This is a genomic window from Actinomadura opuntiae (genome assembly GCF_030283205.1).
Taxonomy (GTDB): Bacteria; Actinomycetota; Actinomycetes; order Streptosporangiales; family Streptosporangiaceae; genus Spirillospora.
On record NZ_JASNWF010000013.1, the window covers coordinates 43,621 to 64,529 of the forward strand.

The 20,909-nt window shown below is 74.6% G+C and carries 19 protein-coding genes and 1 pseudogene; 6 read left to right on the forward strand and 14 right to left on the reverse strand.

What is annotated here, in order from left to right; all coding sequences use genetic code 11:
• Positions 1-5: 5 nt before the first annotated feature.
• Both QP089_RS27030 and QP089_RS27035 read left to right on the forward strand, forming a co-directional pair.
• The gene (locus QP089_RS27030) at positions 6-365 is read left to right on the forward strand and encodes a winged helix-turn-helix transcriptional regulator (protein ID WP_285915068.1); all 360 of its coding nucleotides are present in this window, start codon (positions 6-8) and stop codon (positions 363-365) included.
• A gap of 141 nt (positions 366-506) precedes the next feature.
• Positions 507-1,223 (forward strand): metal-dependent hydrolase, encoded by a 717-nt coding sequence (locus QP089_RS27035; protein ID WP_285915070.1) that lies wholly within the window; start codon positions 507-509, stop codon positions 1,221-1,223.
• A 21-nt stretch (positions 1,224-1,244) separates the two neighbouring features.
• On the opposite strand, the gene QP089_RS27040 is transcribed toward QP089_RS27035, so the two are convergent.
• From QP089_RS27040 to QP089_RS27050, 3 genes are read right to left on the reverse strand one after another with little or no spacing between them, the layout of a single operon-like run.
• Entirely contained in the window at positions 1,245-1,766 is a 522-nt protein-coding gene (locus QP089_RS27040; RefSeq protein WP_285915072.1) for a hypothetical protein, read from the reverse strand.
• Positions 1,759-3,237 (reverse strand): sensor histidine kinase, encoded by a 1,479-nt coding sequence (locus QP089_RS27045; RefSeq protein ID WP_285915074.1) that lies wholly within the window; start codon positions 3,235-3,237, stop codon positions 1,759-1,761. The genes QP089_RS27040 and QP089_RS27045 overlap by 8 nt, the downstream gene beginning before the upstream one ends.
• Positions 3,234-3,908, reverse strand: coding sequence for a response regulator (locus tag QP089_RS27050; protein WP_285915076.1), 675 nt, complete (start codon positions 3,906-3,908; stop codon positions 3,234-3,236). The genes QP089_RS27045 and QP089_RS27050 overlap by 4 nt, the downstream gene beginning before the upstream one ends.
• A 103-nt stretch (positions 3,909-4,011) precedes the next feature.
• On the opposite strand from QP089_RS27050, the gene QP089_RS27055 reads away from it, so the two are divergent.
• Complete coding sequence (locus QP089_RS27055) at positions 4,012-5,961, forward strand: hypothetical protein (protein ID WP_285915078.1); 1,950 nt, start codon at positions 4,012-4,014, stop codon at positions 5,959-5,961.
• Here the strand turns inward: QP089_RS27055 and QP089_RS27060 are convergent.
• Positions 5,955-7,052 (reverse strand): baeRF3 domain-containing protein, encoded by a 1,098-nt coding sequence (locus QP089_RS27060; RefSeq protein WP_285915080.1) that lies wholly within the window; start codon positions 7,050-7,052, stop codon positions 5,955-5,957. The two genes, QP089_RS27055 and QP089_RS27060, sit on opposite strands and share 7 nt — an antisense overlap.
• Before the next feature lie 180 nt (positions 7,053-7,232).
• Between QP089_RS27060 and QP089_RS27065 the strand changes: the two genes are divergently transcribed.
• A complete protein-coding gene (locus QP089_RS27065; RefSeq protein WP_285915082.1) occupies positions 7,233-8,276 on the forward strand; it encodes a hypothetical protein in 1,044 nt (347 codons plus the stop codon).
• A 6-nt stretch (positions 8,277-8,282) separates the two neighbouring features.
• Here the strand turns inward: QP089_RS27065 and QP089_RS27070 are convergent, their stop codons facing one another.
• The 10 genes and pseudogenes from QP089_RS27070 to QP089_RS27115 form a co-directional block, all read right to left on the reverse strand.
• Positions 8,283-8,489, reverse strand: coding sequence for an AMP-binding enzyme (locus tag QP089_RS27070; protein WP_285915084.1), 207 nt, complete (start codon positions 8,487-8,489; stop codon positions 8,283-8,285).
• Positions 8,405-9,469: an AMP-binding protein gene (locus QP089_RS27075; RefSeq protein WP_285915086.1), complete on the reverse strand. Its 1,065-nt coding sequence runs from the start codon at positions 9,467-9,469 to the stop codon at positions 8,405-8,407. Before QP089_RS27075 ends, QP089_RS27070 begins: the two co-directional genes overlap by 85 nt.
• A gap of 80 nt (positions 9,470-9,549) precedes the next feature.
• Entirely contained in the window at positions 9,550-10,206 is a 657-nt protein-coding gene (locus QP089_RS27080; RefSeq protein WP_285915088.1) for a response regulator, read from the reverse strand.
• Between the two features lie 87 nt (positions 10,207-10,293).
• A complete protein-coding gene (locus tag QP089_RS27085) occupies positions 10,294-11,520 on the reverse strand; it encodes a sensor histidine kinase (protein WP_285915090.1) in 1,227 nt (408 codons plus the stop codon).
• Positions 11,521-11,605: 85 nt separating this feature from the next.
• Positions 11,606-13,708 (reverse strand): bifunctional copper resistance protein CopD/cytochrome c oxidase assembly protein, encoded by a 2,103-nt coding sequence (locus QP089_RS27090; protein WP_285915091.1) that lies wholly within the window; start codon positions 13,706-13,708, stop codon positions 11,606-11,608.
• Positions 13,709-13,752: 44 nt separating this feature from the next.
• Positions 13,753-14,097, reverse strand: a complete 345-nt coding sequence (locus QP089_RS27095; RefSeq protein ID WP_285915093.1) for a hypothetical protein — start codon at positions 14,095-14,097, stop codon at positions 13,753-13,755.
• Positions 14,098-14,218: 121 nt separating this feature from the next.
• A complete protein-coding gene (locus QP089_RS27100; RefSeq protein WP_285915094.1) occupies positions 14,219-15,436 on the reverse strand; it encodes an AMP-binding protein in 1,218 nt (405 codons plus the stop codon).
• A gap of 28 nt (positions 15,437-15,464) precedes the next feature.
• Positions 15,465-16,736, reverse strand: coding sequence for a DUF5685 family protein (locus tag QP089_RS27105; RefSeq protein ID WP_285915095.1), 1,272 nt, complete (start codon positions 16,734-16,736; stop codon positions 15,465-15,467).
• Positions 16,737-16,829: 93 nt separating this feature from the next.
• Entirely contained in the window at positions 16,830-18,125 is a 1,296-nt protein-coding gene (locus QP089_RS27110) for a helix-turn-helix domain-containing protein (protein ID WP_285915096.1), read from the reverse strand.
• Between the two features lie 24 nt (positions 18,126-18,149).
• A pseudogene (locus QP089_RS27115) lies at positions 18,150-18,467 on the reverse strand (PucR family transcriptional regulator); the annotation flags it as partial.
• Between the two features lie 179 nt (positions 18,468-18,646).
• On the opposite strand from QP089_RS27115, the gene QP089_RS27120 reads away from it, so the two are divergent.
• Both QP089_RS27120 and QP089_RS27125 read left to right on the forward strand, forming a co-directional pair.
• Complete coding sequence (locus QP089_RS27120) at positions 18,647-20,092, forward strand: NCS2 family permease (protein WP_285915098.1); 1,446 nt, start codon at positions 18,647-18,649, stop codon at positions 20,090-20,092.
• Positions 20,093-20,227: 135 nt separating this feature from the next.
• On the forward strand, positions 20,228-20,909 hold a 682-nt coding region (locus tag QP089_RS27125; protein ID WP_285915099.1), incomplete at its 3' end, for a glycerate kinase family protein.

Consider the following 20,909-nt stretch of genomic DNA (forward strand, 5'->3'; position numbering starts at 1 on the left):
AAACCATGAGAGGCGACGCGTTCGATCCCGGCTGCCCGACCCGGCTCCTCCTCGACCGGATCGGCGACAAGTGGTCGGTGCTGGTCGTGCTCTGCCTCACCGAGGGGCCGCGCCGCTTCACCGAGCTGCGCCGCCTGATCGGCGGCGTCACCCCCAAGGTCCTTACCCAGACGCTGCGGACGATGGAACGCGACGGCCTGGTCACCCGGCAGGTCTTCGCCGAGGTCCCGCCCCGCGTCGAGTACGCGCTGACGCCCCTGGGGATGTCCCTGCACAAGCCGATCCAGGCCGTCACCGAGTGGGCCGAGGAGAACGTGGCGGCCGTCGTCACCGCCCGCGCCCGCCACGACGATCTCTCCGCCTGAGGCGGAACCGCCGCCCCGCATTCCGCATCAAAGGGACGTGGCATCCGCTTCGGCGCGCCGCCGCTGAAAACGATCAGTAGCGGGCTAGAGTCCCGCCCTGAACCGGGCGGCGGACGGTGTGCGGAAAGCGGGGGAACGGCCATGATGGGGAAGACGCACGCGCTGAGCGGGGCGCTGGCGTGGCTCGCCGCGGTGCCGGTGATCGCCCAGGAGAGCCTGCTCGGCGACCACGCGGTGTCGCTGTCGCCCGAGCAGATCGCCGCGGGCGCGGTGGTGTGCGCGGGCGCGGCGATCCTGCCCGACGTCGACCACCACAACGGGCGCATCGCCAACACCTACGGGCCCATCACCCACCACATGTGCAAGTGGATCGGGAAGCTGTCGGGCGGGCACCGCAACGCCACCCACTCGATCCTGTTCGCGGTGGGCATCGGGTGGGCGATGGACACCCTCGCCACGCACTACGTGTACGCGTGGTGGGCCTGCCTGTTCATGATCGTCGGGCTGGGGCTGCGCGGCGTCGGCCTCGACTTCGAGGGCCGCGAGCCGCAGTCCGCGCTGGCCGACTGCGCGCTCGCGCTGATCGCGGTCTGGCTGATGCACAACATCGACATGAGCTTCGTCGGGTTCGCGGTCACCCTCGGCTGCCTGGCGCACGTCGCCGGCGACTGCCTGACACCGCGCGGATGCCCGGTGTTCTGGCCGCTGCCGTGGCGGATCGAGGTGCCGCTGATCCCGCGCACCAACGGCAAGGTCGAGCACTGGGTGGTCGGGCCGCTGCTGATCCTCGGCATCGCGATCCTGGCGGTCCGGTCGGTGCTCGGCGACGTCGCGACGAACTGGCTCACCCGGGGCTGACGCCGGCCGGGCGGGCCCCGGTCAGCGCATGTCGTCGAAGTCACCGCACCGCACGGTTCCCCATCCGTTGCCGTCGGCACCCGGCGCGCTCCACAGCTCGACGCTGCTGACGCCCGGCACGGCCTGCGCGGTGCAGGCGATCTGGGCCAGCGCCGTCCGCGACCAGTGCACCGGCCGGTGCGGGACCGTGTCCGGCAGGTCGACGACCAGCCGGCCCGGGTCGTCGGGCTGGGACACGATGCGGATCAGGCGGCCCTCCAGCGGGTGGTCGACCTCGGTGTGCAGACCCTGGAGCCGCTCGCCGGAGGTGACCCGGACGCTGAGCTGGTTCAGCCCCAGGTACGGGTTGCCCGGCAGCCCGGGGCGCACCACCGGCACCACCTTCTTGCCCTGCGCGAGGTACACGGTGATCGTGCCGGAGTTGCCGGCCGCCTCCACCGGCTGGCCCGCGTCGATGACCCCGGTCGGCCGGACGCCGCAGCCCGCCGTCACCGCCGCGGCCAGCGCCGCCGCCGCGATCGTCCAGGCGAGCCGGTCACGCATCGCGTTCCTCCTCCGCGGCCTGCCGGGCGGGGAGCCACAGCGTGAACACCGCTCCCCCGTCCGGCGCGTTGGCGGCCTCCAGCGTCCCGTCGTGCAGGACGGCGTTCGCCTGCGCGATCGACAGCCCGAGCCCGCTGCCCTCGCTGCGCGACCGGGCCGCCTCCGCCTTGACGAACCGGTCGAAGACCACCGGGAGCAGGTCGTCCGGGATGCCGGGACCGCGGTCGGCGACGTCGATCCGCACGCCCGGTTCACCGCCGGGGTCCCGGGCGGCGGGGCCGAAGCGCACCGACACCGGCGGGCCGCCGTGCTTGAGCGCGTTGCCGGCCAGGTTCGCGACGATGACGTCGAGCCGGCGCGGGTCCGCGCGGACGAACAGGTCCGCCGGCCCGGCGACCGCCACCCGGTCCGCCCAGCCGCGCGCCGACAGCGTCCCGGCGACCGCGTCCGCCACGTTCACGTCGTCCAGGACGAGCGCGGCGGCGCCCGCGTCGAACCGGCTGATCTCGATCAGGTGCTCGACGAGGCCGCCGAGCCTGCGGGTCTCCTCGGCCACCAGCCGCGCCGCTCCCCCGTCGTCGCCCGCCTCCTCGGCGAGCACGTCCGTCATCGCGATCATCGAGGTCAGCGGCGTGCGCAGCTCGTGCGAGACGTCCGCGACGAACCGCCGGGAGGCCGCCTCCATCGCCCGCAGCTCGGTGACCGTCCGCTCCAGCGCGGCGGCGGCGTGGTTGTAGGTGCGGGCGAGGTCGGCGAGCTCGTCGCTGCCGCGCACCCGCACCCGCGTGTCCAGCCTTCCCTGGCCGAGCGCGCGGGCCGCCGCGCCGAGCCGGCGCACCGGCCGCAGCACCCCGCGGGTGGCCAGCAGCGCGAGCAGCAGCGCCGCCACCAGCGCCGCGACGTCGGCGACCACCAGCACGCGGGTGAACGTGCGCAGATCCGCCGCCTCCCGGGCGAGGCTCACCGAGACGAACACCATGGGCGGCGTGGTGCGCTCCGGCTCGTCCACCGTCGTCTCGTAGCCGAGGACCCGGGCGCCGACCAGCAGGTACGGCATGCCCTCCAGGCTGGGGCGGCTCCTGCGCACCAGCCGCTGGAAGACGATGCCGCGCATCGCGCGCCGCGCGAACTCCTCGCTGACCGGGACGTCCAGCGAGCCGGGCCGCGGCATGGCGGCGCTGCCGTCGAGCGGGACGGGCACCGCGGCGATCTTGCGTCCCGGCCCGGCGAGCGCGTCCTTCAGCTGCGCGGCGAGGAGGGGCTCGGTGTCGGGCGGGAGGTTCCTCGGCGTCCGCTGGGCGAGGACGCTGCGGACGTCGGTGAGGACCGCGTCCTGCGCGCGCTGCAGCATCACCCGCCGCAGCAGCACGTAGGAGATGCCGGACGCGAGCACCGACGACAGCAGCGCGACCGCGGTGAACGCCGCGGCGAGCCGGACCCGCAGCCCGGTGAGCCGGCGCAGCCGCCTCACGGCGCGGTGAACCGGTAGCCGAAGCCCCGGACGGTCTCGATCAGCCGCGGCTCGGCCGGCTCGTCCTCGATCTTGGCGCGGACCCGCTGCACGCAGGCGTCCACCAGCCGCGAGTCGCCCGGGTAGGTGTGCTCCCACACCTCGGCCAGCAGGTGCTGGCGGGTCAGCGCCTGCCCGGGCCGCCGGGCCAGCTCCAGCAGCAGGCGCAGCTCGGTCGGGGTGAGCCGGACGTCGGTCCCCGCCTTGGTGACCTTCAGCGAAGCCCGGTCGATGACCAGGTCGCCGTAGGCGGACCGGTCGACGCGGGTCTGCTCGGCGCGGCGCAGCACCGCGCGGATCCGGGCGTCCAGCACCCGCGGCTCGACCGGCTTCACCACGTAGTCGTCGGCGCCCGCCTCCAGGCCGAGCACGACGTCCAGGTCGTCGCCGCGCGCGGTGAGCAGGATCACCGGCAGCGGGTCGGTGCGGCGGATCCGCCGGCACACCTCGATGCCGTCGATGCCCGGCAGCATCACGTCCAGGATCGCGATCTCCGGGCGGCGGGCGCGCAGCGTCTCCAGGCCGTCCTCCCCGGTGGCGCGCGAGGTCACGCGGTGTCCCTGGCGGGTCAGCGCCAGCTCCAGCGCGGTCCGCGCCGAGGGATCGTCCTCCACGAAGAGAATGCTCGCCACCTGGACATTATTGGGCCTATCGGGCACCGGCCCCCAAGCCGTGTCACGAGATCCGGACATTTCATGGACAAGGTCATGAAGTCCGGTCGCCAGCGTGGGACGCATGACGCTCGAGATCGTTCCGGTCCGGCGGTCCGCCCCCGCCGCTGCCGCCGCTCCCCCGCGCGCCCGGCGCCGCCCGGCCCGGCGGTGGCCGCCGTGGCTGATGGCCGCCGGATTCGCCGCGCAGGTGTGCGTGCGGCTGTGGTTCGGCCGCGCGCGGACGGGCCCCGTCGCCAACCCCGACGAGACGGGCTACCTGCTGGCCGCGCGCCTGCTGGCCGGCGGGCACGGCGGCGACCTGTCCGGGCACACCTTCTACCAGGGCGGATACCCGCTGCTGCTCACCCCGGCGTACTGGTTCACCCACGACCCGGCGACCGTCTACACGATCGTCCTGGCGATCAACGCGGTGATCGGCGCGGCGCTGTTCCCGCTCGGCCACCTCGCGGCCCGGCGGTTCGGCCTGTCCCGCCGCGCCGCGCTCCCCCTCGCCTGGGGCGCCGCGCTGCTGCCCGCCACGACGTTCTTCGGCGAGTTCGCGCTCGCCGACGCCGTCCTCCCGACCATCGTCCTGGCATGGCTGTGTTTGTTGCAGCGCCCTTGGCGTCAGGCGCTGGAGCGCCTTCCTTCGGCGGGCGCTGCGCGCGATCGCTGCATCGCTCCGGCTCGGCCCTGGGGGCCTCGCTCCGCGATCAAGTTCTCGCAGGCTCGAACTTGGCTTCGCTCGCGATCGCAGCGGCTGAACTCGCTGGGGGGTCCGGTTCGCGGGGCGAGGTACCTGGAATCCGTTGGTCGGCTGAGCGGGGCCGGTATCGGCCGGGACGTGGGGCTGGCTAGTGGGGTCGCGGCTTTCGCGGTGGGCGTGCACAGTCGCGGTGAGGTCGTGCTGGCGGTCCATGTGGCGGCGCTGGTGGGGCTCACGGTGGTCGGTGCCGTCCGGCGGCGGCGGGCCGTCGTCGCCGCGGGGGCCGCGGGGCTGGCGGTCGTTGCGGGTGGTTACGCGGTGGCGTCGGCCCTCAACGGGCACCTCCGCGCCACGCTGTACCCGTCGGGCATCCGGAATCTCGGCGCGATCCTCCAGTGGCGGCTCACCACGGGCGACGGGCAGGCGTGGGCGCTGTCGGGGGCGGCCGGGCAGATCTGGTACCTGGCCGTCTCGACGTGGGGGCTCGGCGCGATCGGGCTCGTCGCCGTCATCGCCGTGCTGGTGCGGCGGCGGGCGCTCCCGGCCGACCGCGCGATGGCGGCGGTGCTGCTGGCCGTGACGTTCGGGATCGCGTACGCCTCGTCCGCCGCGCTCCCGGACGAGCATCGCGTCGGCAACTACGCGTACGGGCGGTACCTGTCGTGCGTGGCGCTGGTCTACGCCCTGGCCGGTGGAGCGGCGTTGATACGGGCGGGCCTGCGGCGGGCGGCCGGGCTGGTCGCGGTCGCCGCCGCGGTCGTCGCGGCGACGGGCCTGTGGGTCCACCTCTACGCCGGCGAGCGGCTGCGCACCTACACGTTCATCGGGTTCGACTTCCCCGAGACGTCGTTCCTGACGGGCGACCGCGGCGCGCTGCACCTGACGGCGGCGTCGCTCGCCGCGCTGGGGCTGCTGTGCGGGTTCCTCGTGCTGGTCCGGCTGCCCAGGGCCGGGGTGGTCGCGGCGGCCGGCGCGCTGGCGGTGACGAACCTGGCGGCGCTCGCGTTCCTGTTCGGGACGGCGCCGGACCGGGTCCGGCCGGCCTCGCCGCTGCCCGGCGCGCCGAGGGGCGGCGTGCTCGCGGACGCCTCGGTCGACTGGACGGTCCGGACCATGCTCGTCCATCCGGTGTGGTGGACGCGCGTCGGCCGGATCGACGTCCGCCGCGAACGGCCCGCGCCCGGCGTCTGCACGGTCGTCGTGGCGCGCCCGAACGGGACGTCCCCCGACGCGACCTGGCCCGCGCACCCGGCGGGCTGGCGCCCGTACGCGAGCCGGTCGCCGGTCGGCTGGGTCGCCTGGCACGACCCGTCCTGCGGTCAGTAGCGGGTGACCAGCGCGATGCGGTCGTGGTCGATCAGGAAGCCGTCGGAGACGAACGTCACCTCGCCGCCGTACTCCAGCGCGGTCTCGATGACGTCGTCCACGACGTCGTCGACCACGTCCGCGCCCTTGAGGACGCCCGGCATGCCGTCGACCGGGACGAGTTCGCCGTCGGTCCGCACGGCGGGCGCGTAGTAGCCGCGCTCGACCACCAGGTGCTCGCCGCGGCCCTCCTCGACGAGCCGGGCGACCTCGAGCAGCCCGGCGGCGTAGCGCTGGATGCTGCGCGCCGCCTCCAACTCGGCGAGCACCCCGACCTCGCGCAGGTCCTCGTAGGCGTGCAGGGCCGGACGGGCCGCCTCGACGAGGGTGCTCGGCGCGGCGCCCTCGTAGCTGCCGTCGACGCGCCCGGCGACGTGCAGGTGCGGCCCGGCGGCCTCGTCGAAGAACGCCTGGTGGCGGGTGACGCCGGCGACGATGACGGGACGGCGGTCGCGGACCAGGACGCGGCCGAGGGCGTGCGCTGCGTCGCGCGCGGCGCGCCGGTGCGGCTCGTCCGCGCCGTCGCGGGCGCTGCGCCGGTCCATCCGGCCCGCGCCGGCCTCGTCGAGCGGCTCGGGTGCGATGGGGAAGCCGTCGCGGACGTGCTCGGTGAGCTCCTCGCGCCGCCCGTCCCACAGCCGGGTGCACTGGTCCGACAGCGACAGCAGCCAGTAGCGGGGAGCGCGGGTGTAGGCGGCGACGAGGTCGCGGGTGGCGAACCCGGTGTCGACGACGACGCGCTCGTCGACGGGCTGGCTGACGGTGAACGCGTGGTGCTCGCCGTCCGGCGCGGCGAACAGGACCAGGCCGTCCTCGGCGTGCCGCAGGTCGATCTCGCCGGCGGCCCGCTCCAGCGCGCGGACCACGTGGTCGGCGGTGCCGCCGGTGACCCGGACGTCCTCGTGCAGCCGGCGGCGCGCCTCGGCGAGCAGGTTGCGGAGCCGGATCGGGTCCTGGCGGTTGCCGGGCGCGGCCCGGTGCGTGGGCATCAGCACCGAGACGGCCGGATAGCTGCGGGGCTTGCGCAGTTCGGACAGGGTCGAGGCGTCCATGATCCCCCGATCGTCGCCTTCGCATCTCTTGCCTCTTTTGTAGCTACTCGCAGGTAAACAAGGTGTAAGCGGCGATTGAGGATCCGGCGGGCGCTTTTTTAGCACGGCCATGTTATCTTGGCTTTTGTTAGCACGCCCCTGCTACATCGTTCGCGTCCCAGCGCGCCTCCGGAGGCGGTCATGACCCTCACCCGAACCGGCCCGACCGATCCCCCGCGCGCCACCGGCCCCGCCTGGCCGCTCCGGCTGCTGCGCGAGCGGAGCGTCCGGATCGCGCTCGTCTGCTGGGCGGCCGCCAACGCCGCCGCGGTCGCCATCGCGGGCGGGACCGTCCCGTTCGACTGGCCCATGGACCCCGACCGCGCCACCGGGCACCGGCTGGTGGAGTTCAACACGCGGTTCGTCGAGGTCTTCGCGCTGATGGGCGTCGTGTACTGGCTGACCCGCAAGCGCCCGATCCCCGACCAGGCGTCGCGGGCCCCCGCCCGTCCGGCCGCGCTGCGCGAGACGCTCTGGCTGACCGCCTACGGCGTCGCCGGGCTGATCGGCGGCTACGCGCTCGGGCGCGGCCTCGGATACCACCCGTTCTCGCTGCACCTCGACGGCTCGATGTACGGGACGCGCGACCGCGTCGTCCCGGCCGAGGCGATCATCTGGGCCGCCTACTGCCTGGTCGTGTTCGCGGTCGTCCCGGTGCTGTTCTTCCTGCGCCGGTATCCCGCGCGGTCGCTCAACCTCGTCTCCTCCGACCGGCGCGGCGACACCAGGGTGATCGTCGCCGTCCTCGCCATCGAGGCGACCGTCCAGTACCTGGCGATGCACCCGGAGACGTTCCACCTCGGCGCCCGGCAGCTGGCGACCGGGCTGCCGCTGACGTTCGCCCTGTACCTGGCCGGGGCCGTGCTGCCCGCGATGGTGTTCGTCTACTGCGTCCTCGTCCCGCGCATCGCGCTGCTGACCGGCTCGACCGCGACGACCGTGATCCTCGGCGGGGTCGCCTACGCGGCGCTGCACGTCTGGGACGGCTGGACGCTGTGGGACGGCCCCGCGCACGGCACCCTGACGGTGATCTTCCTGCTGGCGACCTACTTCGGCCCCGGCATGTTCAAGACCTGGGCGACCGTCCGCACCGGGAACGCGTGGGTGCACGTCTGGGCGTACCACGCGTTCGTCCCGCACACGGTGATGAACACCCCGCTGATCGTCCGGGTGTTCCGGCTCTGATCACCGTCACAGCGACTCGCGCAGCTCCCTCTTGAGGATCTTGCCGGCGGCCGAGACCGGGATCTCGTCGACGAAGCGGACCTCGCGAAGCCTCTTGTAGTGCACGACGGCGGCGTTGACGTACTCCATCAGCTCCTCCGCGGTGACCTCGCCGGAGCGGACGACGAACGCGGTGGGCAGCTCGCCCGCCTTCGGGTCGGGGCGGCCGACCACGGCGGCGCCCGCGACGGCCGGGTGGGCGAGCAGCTTCTCCTCCAGCTCGCGCGGGTACACGTTCCCATGTCGGACAGGAACGCCGGCACGTCCAGCCGCGGGTGGCTGACGATCGTGGTCCCGGTCATGAACTGGGAGTTCAGGTAGCCGACCGTGCCCATCGCGTGGAACCAGGGCGCGACGCTGACGATGACGCCCTCGCCGAGCGGCGTCGGGTACTCCCCGTCCGGGCCGACCGAACGGACCGTCAGCCCGCCGTGGCCGTCGAGCTCGGGCACCGATCCGGTGCCGGAGCAGGCGAACTGGAGCGTGTTCACCACGACGTTGCGGTGCGGGAGCATGACGCCCTTGGACCGGCCGGTCGTCCCGCCGGTGTAGGCGATGTGCGCCAGGTCGCGGCGGGCGTCGATCTCGACCTCGGGGAACTCCTCGGGCCGTCCCGCGCCGACCTCCTCGAACGCGACCCCGCACTCGGCGAACGCGCCGCCGCACAGCCCGGCCACGTCCGCCGGGCCGCCGCCCGAGCCCGCCACTACCACCGTGCGGACCTTCGTCCGGTCGAGGGCCTCCGCGACGGAGCCGGCGAGCAGGTCGAGCGTGACGACGGCGACCGCGCCGCAGTCGCCGAGCTGGAAGGCCAGCTCGTCCGGCGGCAGCAGCGGGTTGCACGGGGAGAACGTCGCGCCGGCCAGCAGCGTCCCGTAGTAGGCGATCGCGAACTGCGGGACGTTCGGCAGGTGCAGCGCCACGACGTCGCCGCGGCCGATGCCGCGCGCGATCAGGCCGTGCGCGAACCGGGCCGACGCGCGCGCCAGCTCGGCGAACGACAGGTCGCGCCCGGCGTGGTGCAGGGCCGTCCGGTCGCCCCAGCGCCGCGCGGCGCCCGCCAGGATCGCGCCCACCGGGACGTCCGGGTAGTCGAGCGAGTGCGGGACACCCGCGAACCAGTGCCGGGTGTGCTCGGAAGACGTCGCGCCCATCGCCGTCCTTTCTTGGAGGCTCGTTCTAGAATCTCGTTCTTCCACTCTAGAAGAGCCCGCCGCCCGGACGGCACGGCAGGTCAGCCCGGGGTGATGAAGCCGGTCTCGTAGGCGAAGATCACCGCCTGCGTGCGGTCCCGCGCCTGGAGCTTGGCCAGGATGTTGCCCACGTGCGTCTTCACCGTCTGCGGGCTCACGAACAGCTCCCCGGCGATCTCGGCGTTGGAGCGCCCCTTGGCCACCAGCCGCAGCACGTCCGCCTCCCGCTCGGTCAGCTGCCCGTGCCAGCGCGCCGCCCGCCCGCCGCCGGACGGCCCCGCGTGCACGGCCGCCAGCTCCCGGATCGCGGCGGGGAACAGCAGGCTGTCGCCACCGGCGACCATCCGGATCGCCTGGAGGATCTCCTCGGGACGCGTCCGCTTCAGCAGGAACCCGCTCGCGCCGGCCTTCAGCGCGTCGTAGACGTACTCGTCGTTCTCGAACGTCGTGACCACGATGATCTTCGGTGGCTCGCGGACCGTGTCCAGGACGTGGCGGGTCGCCTGGATCCCGTCGAGGCGCGGCATCCGCACGTCCATCAGGACCACGTCGGGGCGCAGCCGCGCCACCGCGTCCGGCACCTCCGCCCCGTCGGACGCCTCGCCGGCCACGGCCAGGTCGTCCTCGGCGTTGATGATCGCCGCCAGCCCCGCCCGGATCAGCCGCTCGTCGTCGACCAGCAGCACCTTGATCGTCATGTCCCGGACCCTCTCACGAATACCCGCACGCCCATGGAACACCGCCGCCACCCAGCCTCACCGGACGGCGCCTCACCGAACGGCGCCTCACTGGACGGTGGTCAGCGGCAGCGACACGTGCACCCGCCAGCGGTCGCCGTCCGGCCCGGCGGTCATCTCGCCGCGCAGCACGGTGACGCGCTCGCGGATGCCGCCGAGCCCGCGGCCGCCGCCGTGGCGCCTCCCTGCGCCGCGCGCTCCCAGCGGATTGCTCATCTCCATCTCCAGCCGGTCCCCGGCGACGCCGAGGCGCAGCCGCACCGGCACCTTGCCCGCGTGCCGCAGCGCGTTCGTCAGGCCCTCCTGGACGATCCGGTACGCCTCCCGGGAGACCGCCGCGGGCACCTGCTCGACCTGCGGGTCCACCCGCGCGTCGAGGCTCACCCCGGCCAGCCGCGTCTGCTCCAGCACCCGGCCGAGGTCCCTCAGCGTGGGCTGCGGCGCGGGCCGGGACCGGTCCTCGCGCAGCAGCCCGAGCACGTGGTCGAGGTCCTCCAGCGCCGCGCGCGCCGACTCCTCGATCGCGCCGAGCGCCTCGCGGGCGAACCCGGGGTCGGTGTCCAGGACGCGCCCGGCCGCGCCCGCCTGCAGCGTCACCACGCTGAGCGCGTGCCCGACCGAGTCGTGCAGCTCGCGCGCCAGCCGGTTGCGCTCGGCGAGCCGGACCGCCCGCGCCTCCATCTCGGCGAGCCGCTCGGCCGCCGTGGGTCCGAGGAACCGCGGCGCCAGCCGCGCCAGCAGCGCGCCCGACCCGACGATCAGGGCCAGCAGCACGGCGACCGCGGCGATCCCGGCCGGCGGCGCCGCCCACTCCTGCCACGTCCCGGGCCGGGCCCACCCGCCGAGGAAGCGCTCGTCCCAGTCCACGACCGGCGCCATGACCAGCACGAACGCCAGCGGCGGCACGACCAGGCTGAGCCCGCTGACGACCACGCCGGCGAACAGGTGCAGGGTGAACCACGCGCCGGCCCGCACCCGGCTCTCCCGGGTGGCCGCCGACCCGGGCACCAGCGCCTCCGACGGCCCCTTCAGCAGCTCCTTGGCCAGCGAGCTCTCCAGCAGCCGCACCGTCGGGACGAGCCCGGTCACGAACGTGGCGGCGGCCGGGAACAGCAGCAGCATCAGCGCCGCCGCGATGGCGCCGTCGCCGGCCACGAACGGGGACAGGCTCAGCCCGAGGAACCAGTACGGCATGAGCAGCGCGCCGCCCACGACCAGGTGGGACCAGCGCCGCCAGGTCGTCCGCTCGATCAGCGGGCGCAGGACTCCGGACACACCCCGATCCTGGCAGAGCGCCGGCGCCGGGCACTCCCCCGCGCGACCGGCCCGGCTCCCCCGTGCGGGGGAGCCGGCGGCCGGGTCACGGCTCGGGCTGGTCGGCGGCGGGTTCGGCGGCGGGCTCGGCGGCCCGCCCGGCGGGCCTGCGCGCGCGGTCGGCGGCGAGCCGGTCGCGTTCGGCGAGCTTGGCCAGCCGCGCGTTGTAGGCGGCGAGCTCGTCCTCCTCGCCGCCGACCTCGCCGCGGGCGGTGCGCTCGGCGGCGCGGTCGGCCTTGCGGTCCATCCGGCGGGCCTGCCGCTGGTCGTCGGCGTACCACTGGAACGCCATCACCAGCAGGACGACGAACGTCGGCACCTCGCCGAACGCCCACGCGATCGACCCGGCGGTGTGCTGGTCGTGCAGGATCGTGGTGCCCCACGGCGGGTTGACGGCGTTGTACCAGCCGGGCGCGAGCGCCTGGTTGATGTTCATCAGCGCGATGCCGAAGAACGCGTGGAACGGCATGGTCACGAACAGCAGCAGCAGCCGCATCGGGTGCGGCAGCTGCCGGGGCGCCGGGTCCACGCCGAGCAGCACCCAGAAGAACAGGCAGCCGGACGCCAGGAAGTGCACCATCATCGCGATGTGCCCGAGGTGGTCCCGCATGAGGTCCTCGAACAGCGGCGTGAAGTACAGGGCGAACGTGCTGCCCATGAACAGGATCGTGGCGAACGCCGGATGCGCGATGAACCGGACGAACCGGCTGTGCAGCATCACGGTCAGCCATTCGCGCGGGCCGCGGTCGCCGCGGACCTTGGCGGGCTTCAGCGCGCGCAGCGCCAGCGTCGTCGGGGCGCCGACGACCAGGAAGATCGGCGTCAGCATGTTCAGCACCATGTGCTGCGCCATGTGCACGCTGAACAGGAGCGGCGCGTACCGGGCGACGCCCGTCTGGGTCACGACGACGATCGTCAGCAGCCCGAAGAACCAGGAGACGGTGCGGCCGACCGGCCAGGCGTCGCCGCGCCGCCGCAGCCGCAGCACGCCGGCCAGGTACAGCCCGCCGAGCACGATGACGAGGACGGCGAAGAACAGGTCGAAGTGCCAGAGGGTCGCCAGCCGCTCCAGGTTGATGTGCGGCGGCATGTCGAAGCCGAGCTGCGTCTTGATCGCCGACTCGGTGCCGGTCACCGGCGGCGGCGCGGTGCGGGCCAGCGCGACGGCCAGGCCCATGGTGGCGGCCATGACGGCGGCCTCGACGGTGGCGAAGCGGGCGAACGCGCGGGGCTTGCGGTCGTGCAGCGCCGGCAGCGTCCGCTCGCGGTGCCACCAGCCGAACCAGCCGAGCACCGCCCACGCGACGATCTTGCCGAGCGCGAGCCGGCCGTAGTCGGTGGTGAGCAGCTCGGACGGGTCCGGCAGCCGGGAGACCACGTTGACCAGGCCGCTGGCGCCGACGGTGAGGTAGCACCACAGCGCCGCCCGGCTGTACCGCTCGGCCATGATCGGCAGCTTGTCGCGGCCGAGCAGCGCGTGGGCGCCGACGACCGCCAGGCCGCCGACCCACGGCGCGACCGCGGCCACGTGCAGCGCCACGCCGGTGACGGCGACCTCGTGGTTGGCCGCCGAGGCCGAGTGCCCGGTCAGCGGGGGCGGCAGCAGCGCGATCCCGGCCATCGCCAGCAGCGCGAACGCGGCGGCGGGCGTGGTCGTCGTGCGCGCGAGCAGCGCCACGACCACGGCCAGCAGCACCACGATCATCAGCGCGGTGCCCTGCTCCAGCGAGCCGACGTAGCTGCTCAGCTCGTTGCCGCCGACGACGTCGGCGACCGGCTGGCCGAGCACGTCGGCGACGGTGAACACCAGCGTGGCCGCCGCGGCGGCGGCCCATCCGGTCGCCAGCCAGGACGCCGCGCGCAGGTAGCCGACCGAGTCCTTGGACAGCCGCGCCGCGTCCCGCGCGCCCTCGATGGGCAGCAGCGCGGAGCCGGCCATCAGCGCGCCGATGGTGAGGGCGGACAGCAGGTCCATCACCGTCCGCGACACCGGCAGCCCCCACCGGGTGGCGGCGCCGGCGTCCCCGATGCCGGGGATCACCTGCTCGGTGACCGCCCCGCCGAGGACGAGGGCCGCCACCAGGACGGCGGCCGCGGCGGCGAGCGCCCCCGCGGCGGCGCGCAGCACCCGCAGGCCGCCCTCACTCACCGGCGTTCCTCACTGACTGGCGTTCGCTCACTGGGGTTCCTCACTCACTTGCGCCGGTCGCCCGGTGTCCGCGCCGGCGGGTACTTGCGCTGGGCCCGCTTGACGATCAGGAAGCCGATCCCGATCCCGACCAGCGCGCCGACGCCGATCAGCACCCAGGTGACCGCGGCGGAGCCGCCGTCCTTCTCGCCGTGGCGCTCGTCTCCGGCCTCGGCGGCGACGGCGGCCGGGCCGGACGGGGACGCACCGCCGCGGGCGTCCGCGAGGACCGTCCCCGCGGGCCGCGCTTCGGCGGAGGCGGGGAGGGCGGTCAGGGCGCCGAGCGCGGCGGCCAGGACGGCGACGAGACCGAGGCGGCGCAGGGACCTGCGGGACGTGCGGGTGCTCATGGGGCGGCCGGGTCCTCTACGTGGGATTCAGGGCCCTTCTAGCGTACTGACGCGGCCCCGGTGGCCCGTCCGGGGTCGCCGGAGCCCGGCACGGGGCCCCGTCCGGGCGTTCCCGCCGTGGTCACAGCGTCGTCAGCGCCTGATCGCGGCCGTGCGCCGCGAACTGGGCGCGCAGCGCCTCGGCGTGCGCGGCGGTCATCGGCTCGTAGGCGACGCGGCGTCCGGGACGCACCCATACCGGCTGCCCGTCCACCGGGTCCCACAGGGCGCGGCGCAGCGGCCGCTTGTGCACCTTGCCCGTCGCGGTCAGCGGCATCGGCCGGACGATCCGGACGAACCGCGGCGCCCACTTCGTCCCGAGGTCGGGCTGCGCGGCGAGGAAGTCCGCGAACTCCTCGGGGTCGAACGACGTGCCGTCGTGCAGCTCCAGCGCCGCCATCACCTGGTCGCCGGTGCGCGGGTCCGGGACCGGGTAGACCGCGCACATCACCACGGCGGGCCAGCGGGCCAGGATCCGCTCGACCGGCGCGGCGGCGAAGTTCTCGCTGTCGACGCGCAGCCGGTCTGCGCCGCGTCCGGCGAAGTAGAAGTAGCCGGCCTCGTCGCGGTAGCCGAGGTCGCCGCTCCAGTACACGCCGTCGCGGACCCGTTCCGCGTCGCCCTCCGGGTCGTTGTAGTAGCCCTCGAAGGCGGCGCCGGCGCGGGGCCCGGCGAGCTCGCCGATCGCCTCCCCGGGGTTGAGCAGGCGGCCTGCGGCATCGAAGCGGGCGCGGGGGCACTCGGCGCCCGTGCCGGGGTCGAGGACGGCGACCTCGACGTCCGGCGGCGCCACGCCCAGCGCGTCGGGCGGCGCGTCCGGGGTCTTGCGCAGCGTGATCGCGCCCTCGCTGGACCCGTAGCCCTCGATGACGCGGCACCCGAACCGCCGCGCGAAACCGGCCATGTCCTGCGCGGACGCCTCGGTGCCGAACACGCATTGCAGCGTGTTGTCGTGGTCGTCGGGCCGCTCGGGGGTGGCCAGGATGTAGGCGAGGGCGCGGCCGACGTAGTTGAAGTAGGTCACCCCGAAGCGGCGCACGTCGGGCAGGAAGCCGGACGCGGAGAAGCGGCGCCGCAGCGCGACGGTGGCGCCGGCGTGCACGGCCATCGCGAGGTTGGCCATGACGGCGTTGCCGTGGAACAGCGGCATCGCGACGTAGGTGACCGAGTCCCGCTCGATCCCCATCATGGCGGACCGTTCCGCGATGGCGGCGAGGCGTCCCTGCCCGCACGCGACGGCCTTCGGCGCCCCGGTCGACCCGGAGGTGAACAGCGCTCGCCACGTCCGCGACACTGCCACCAAGCATTCGCTTGGTCAATGGGGCGGATCAGCCGCACCCGCAGTCGCAGTCGCAGTCGCAGCAGTCACAGTCACAGCAGTCGCAATCGCAGCCGTCGCACCCGCAGTCGTCGCAGTGCCGGGTGCACCAGCAGCGGTCGCCGCAGGCCTTGCCGTGGTGCTCGCTCCATTCGGGCTGGAACACCCCGCAGGTGACGCAGACGACCGTGCCGGTGAAGCACGGGATCGGGAACCCCGGACGCCGGCCCCGCGGGCGGTGCCCGAAGTTCGCGCCACCGCCTCCCCCACCTCCCCCGCCGCCGTGCGGCGGGATCCAGCCGCCCCCGTCGCCGTACGCACCGCCGTGCTGCGGCGGGTACCCCGGCGGCGGATACGGGGCGTTCCCGTAGGGCGCCTGCGGACCCGGCTGCGGCCCCGGACCCGGCTGCGGCCCAGGACCCGGCGGCGGGTAGGCGGCGAAGACCCGGTCGACCGAACGGCGGACCTCCCGGTCAAGCAGCGCCCGGACGAGCCGCGGCCGCTCCAGTTCCAGGTCGGCCAGGGCCAGCCGCAGGCCGTGCAGCGCGTCGTCGGCGTACCGGCGCGCCTCGGCCGGCGTGGTGCCGGTGGCCAGGAGCAGGTTGAACGCGCCGGCCGCGTGGTCGTCCGCGACGTCCTCGACCGCGTCGATCAGGTGCGCGAGACGGCCGAAGTAGCGGCCCACCTCGGCGAGCGTCTCGGCGTTGCCCTCCTTGCCCGCGAGGACGGCGGTGTGCGCGAACACGGCCGCGACGGCGGTCTCGGTGGGCTCGGTCAGGTCGAGCAGCCCGAGACCCGGCTCGGCCTCCAGGACGCCCTGCCGCGCGACGGCGTCCCGCAGCACCGACGGGTCGAACCCCACGGCGGCGCCCGTCCGCGCGCCCGCCGCGTCCCAGCGGGCGGCGGCCCGGCCCGCGGCGGCGGCCACCAGCCGGCGCCCGTACGCGCCGTCGCCGTCCGCGACGTGGTCGCGGGTCTTGCCGGCGGCCAGCAGCAGCGACGCGGCCGCCGCCAGCCGCGCGCCCTCCGCCCGCGCGGCCACGACCTCAGCGGTCTTCATCCCGCGCAGCGCGCAGGGCCCCGCCTTGCGGCGCGGCGACAGCTCCGGCGCCTGCGCCTCCACCAGCACCGAGACCAGCAGCCCGTCGTAGTTGGTGACGATCCGCGCCGCCTGGCCGTGTTCGGCGCGCAGCGTCAGGCACAGTCCGCACAGGTGCGCCATCCAGTCCTTGAACAGCGACCCGCACAGCACGTGCTGGCACGGACGGACCACCCCGAACACCGGCATCTCCCCATCTCAGGCGACTCGCAGCATTATTCACGGACGCGGCGTCACCCGGGATGGTTCGCCCAGGAAGATCGAGAATCGGCGGGATCAGACCCCGACGCAGGTCAGGGCGCGGCGGTAGGCGGCCATCCGCGGCTCCTGCGTGCCGGTCTCGGCGAGCACCTCGGCGAGGTCGAACCACGCCTGCGCCGCCTCCCGCGAGGACTCCATGTCCTCCAGGCAGGTCGCGGCCCTGGTGAGCACCTCCACCGCGCGGTCGCGGTCGCCGAGCCGGACGCAGGCCTCGCCGAGCACGGTCAGCGCGCCGGCGGTGACCCGGCGCGGGGCGTCCCCGAGCAGCTCCAGCGCCTCCTCGGCCAGCCGCACCGCCTCGGCCGGGCGGCCGAGCGCGGTCTCGGCGCGGGCCAGCTCGGTCCGGCACCGGGCGACGTCGATCTCCCCGGCGGAGCCGGCGTTGATCTCGCCGCTCACCCGGGCCAGCAGCTCGCGGGCCTGCACCGCCTGGTCGGGCCGGGCGCGCAGCAGCAGCCCCGCGTAGACCACCCGGAGCCGGTTGAGCTCGCGCGGGTCCTCGCCGTCGCCGGCCAGCATCAGCGCCCGCTCGGCGAGCGCGACGCCCTCCTCGTACTCGCCGCGGATCTGGGCGACGTTGGCGGCCTCGGAGTAGGCGACGGTGCGGGCCCGCGCGCTGCCGATCCGCTCGGCCCGCTCGACCAGCTGGCCGGCCAGCTGCCGCGCCCGCACCAGGTCGCCGCGCTCGATGAAGGCGGCCAGCAGCGCCGCGCCGAGGTGCACGGCGGCGTCGGTGGAGTCGGCGCCGGTCGCGATGAGGTGCCGCAGCGCCTCCTCGGCGGCCTGCACGCCCGCGCTGATGTCGCCGCGCTCGCGCAGGCACCGGCTCAGCGCGACGTGCACCCGGGCCCAGTGGTCGAGGTCGGCCTCCGCGGAGGCCTCCTCCGTCAGCGCGCGCAGCCCGGCGATCGCCTCCTCCAGCTCGCCCGCGGCCTCCAGCGCGAGGGCGTGCCCCCACCGGGCCTGGTGCAGCATCTCCGGCAGCGCCACCGCGTCGGCGTTGGCCAGCACCTCGGCGAACCGGGCCCGCGCCTCGGCGGCGGCGCCGTTGCGCAGCGCGATCTCGGCATAGTCCAGGGTGACGCGCAGCTCGTCGACGACGTCCTCGCTGACGCCGCTGACGAGGTAGGTCGCCGAGCAGTTCAGCTTCACCGCGAGCAGGTCCACCACGCTCGGCGCGGGCACCCGCTTGTCGCTCTCGATCAGCGAGATGTAGCTGTCGGACAGCTCGGGGAAGGCCAGCTGCGCCTGGCTCACGCCCTGCCGGATCCGCAGGGCGCGGATGCGCTGCCCCAGTGTCTCCCGGTCCATGTGACCCGCTCTTTCTCGTGGCGCCTACAGGGTTCTCGCCGGGCGCGTCGCGCGCAGGGCGAGGAAGAAGTCGACTCGGTCCTCAAGTGTGCCGAGATCCCGGCCGGTGAGGTCCTCGATTCGCCGGATTCGGTACCGAAGCGTGTTCACATGGACGTGCAGCCGGGTCGCGCTCCGGCTCCACGACCCCGAGCAGGACAGGAACACCTCCAGGGTGTGCACGAGCTCGGCCTGCCTGCTGCTGTCGTACTCCTCCAGGGGGCCGAGCAGCCGTTCCCGGAACGACCAGCGCGTCCGCTCCGGGACGGCGGCCAGCAGCAGCGCGTAGGAGTCCGCGCCGGCGTCCCCGCACGGGTCGGGGGCCGGTGCGTCCACCGAGTCTCGCATTCGCACCATGGCAGGCTATAGCGGACCGTTCCCGTCACGCAGCGCTGACCCTGAATCACCTCGCGGCACCGCCCGGCGGCTACCCTGTGCTCGCACTTTCCGGGAACGACGCTGGTGAAGGCGGAGCACGCGCGATGTCCAAGATCAATACGGCGGAGGCCGGCGCACCGCCGCCGGCCGGCGGGGGCGGGCCGCTGGAGCGGCTGTTCGACCTGTCCGCGCGGCGCACCACCGTGGCCCGCGAGCTGCGCGGCGGCGTCACCACGTTCTTCGCGATGGCCTACATCATCCTGCTGAACCCGATCATCCTCGGCGGGGCGAAGGACGTCACCGGCGCGACGCTGTCGATCCCGCAGCTGACCACGATGACCGCGCTGTCCGCCGCGATCACCACGGTGATCATGGGACTGGTCGGGAACGCGCCGCTGGCGCTGGCGGCGGGCCTCGGCATCAACGCGGTGGTGGCCTTCCAGGCGGCGCCGGTGATGACCTGGCCGCAGGCGATGGGCCTGGTGGTGATCGAGGGCCTGATCATCGTGCTGCTGGCGCTCACCGGCGTCCGCGAGCGGATCATGAACTCGATCCCGCTGGCGCTCAAGCACGCGATCGCGGTCGGCATCGGCGCGTTCATCGCGCTGGTCGGGCTGTACGACTCCGGCTTCGTCACCTCCAGCAAGACCAGCCCGCCGCTGTCGCTCGGCACCGGTGGCCGGCTGGAGACCTGGCCGACGCTGGTGTTCGGGCTCACCCTGCTGCTGATGATCGTGCTGTACGTGCGCCGGGTGCCCGGCGCGATCCTGATCAGCATCGTCGCCGGCACCGTGCTCGCGGTGGTCGTCCAGTCCTACGCCTCGGTGCCGGACGGCGGCTGGGGCGTGGTCACCCCCGACCTGCCCGACAAGGTGTTCGCCGCCCCCGACTTCGGGCTGTTCGGCGAGGTGGACCTGTTCGGCGGGTTCGGCCGCGCGGGCGTGATCACCGCGCTGGTCGTGCTGTTCACCCTGGTGCTGTCGGGGTTCTTCGACGCGATGGGCACCATCCTCGGCATCAGCGACGAGGCCGGCCTGACCAACGAGCGCGGCGAGGTGCCGCGGCTCGGCCGGATCCTGTCGGTGGACGGGCTGTCCGCCGCGCTCGGCGGCGTGACCAGCTCCTCGGCCAACACCGTGTTCGTGGAGTCGGCGGCGGGCGTCGGCGAGGGCGCCCGGACGGGCCTGGCCAACATCGCGACCGGCGTGCTGTTCGCGCTGACGCTGTTCCTCACCCCGCTCGCCGCGACCGTGCCCGCGCAGGCCGCCGCCCCCGCCCTGGTGGTGGTCGGCGCGCTGATGATGACGCAGGTCGCCAAGGTGACCTGGGACGACCTGGAGATCGCGATCCCGGCGTTCCTCACCATCGTGCTGATGCCGTTCACCTACTCGATCACCATCGGCATCGGCGGCGGGACGGTCACCTACGCGATCATCAAGCTGGCCCGCGGCGGGGTCCGCGAGGTGTCGGTGTGGCTGTGGCCCGTGGTGGTGCTGTTCCTGCTGTTCTTCGCGATCCACCCGGTCGAGACGTGGCTCGGGGTGAAGTAGGGGCCCGCGGCCGCGAGATTCTCACGGGAATGTCGGCCCATTTGAAAGTCTCGGACGCTCCGGCGGGTGTCAAATAGTGCCGTCATGGCGTAAGCAGAAGGTAGGGCCTTACCCCCCGGCGTGAAAGGCGTGGCTGTGGTGTCCGCGGACCGTCCCCCCGACCCTCCCGCGCACGGCCACGTCGTGCTGGCGCCCGGCCGGTTCCCCGGCACGCTGACCGCCGCGCAGGTCGCCCGCCACCTCGCCGCCGGGCTGCGCCGCTCCCGCCCGGACGTCCCGCTGGTCGAGCTGCCCGTCGCGGACGGCGGGGACGGCACCGTCGAGGCGGCCGTGGCGGCGGGCTGGCGGCGGGTCGAGGTCGAGGTGTGCGGGCCGACCGGCCGGCCGGTGACCGCGCGGCTGGCGGTCAGCGGCCGCACCGCGGTCGTGGAGCTGGCCGAGGCGTCCGGGCTGCGCCGGCTGCCGGGCGGCAAGCCGCGCCCGCTGACCGCCTCCAGCCTCGGCACCGGGCAGCTGATCGCGCACGCGCTGCGGCTCGGCGCCCGCCGGATCGTGCTGGGGCTCGGCGGCGGCGCGTGCACCGACGGCGGCGCCGGGCTCGTCCAGGGGCTCGGCGGGCGGCTGCTGGACGCGCTCGGCAAGGACCTGCCGCCCGGCGGCGCGGCGCTGCGCTCGCTGCACGCGCTCGACCTGCGCGCCCTGCCCGACCTGTCGGGCGTCGAGGTGGTCATCGCGGGCGACTCGGCGGGCCCGCTGCTCGGCCGGGGCGGCGCCGCCGCGGTGGACGGCCCGCCGCACGGCGCGAGCCGCGACGAGG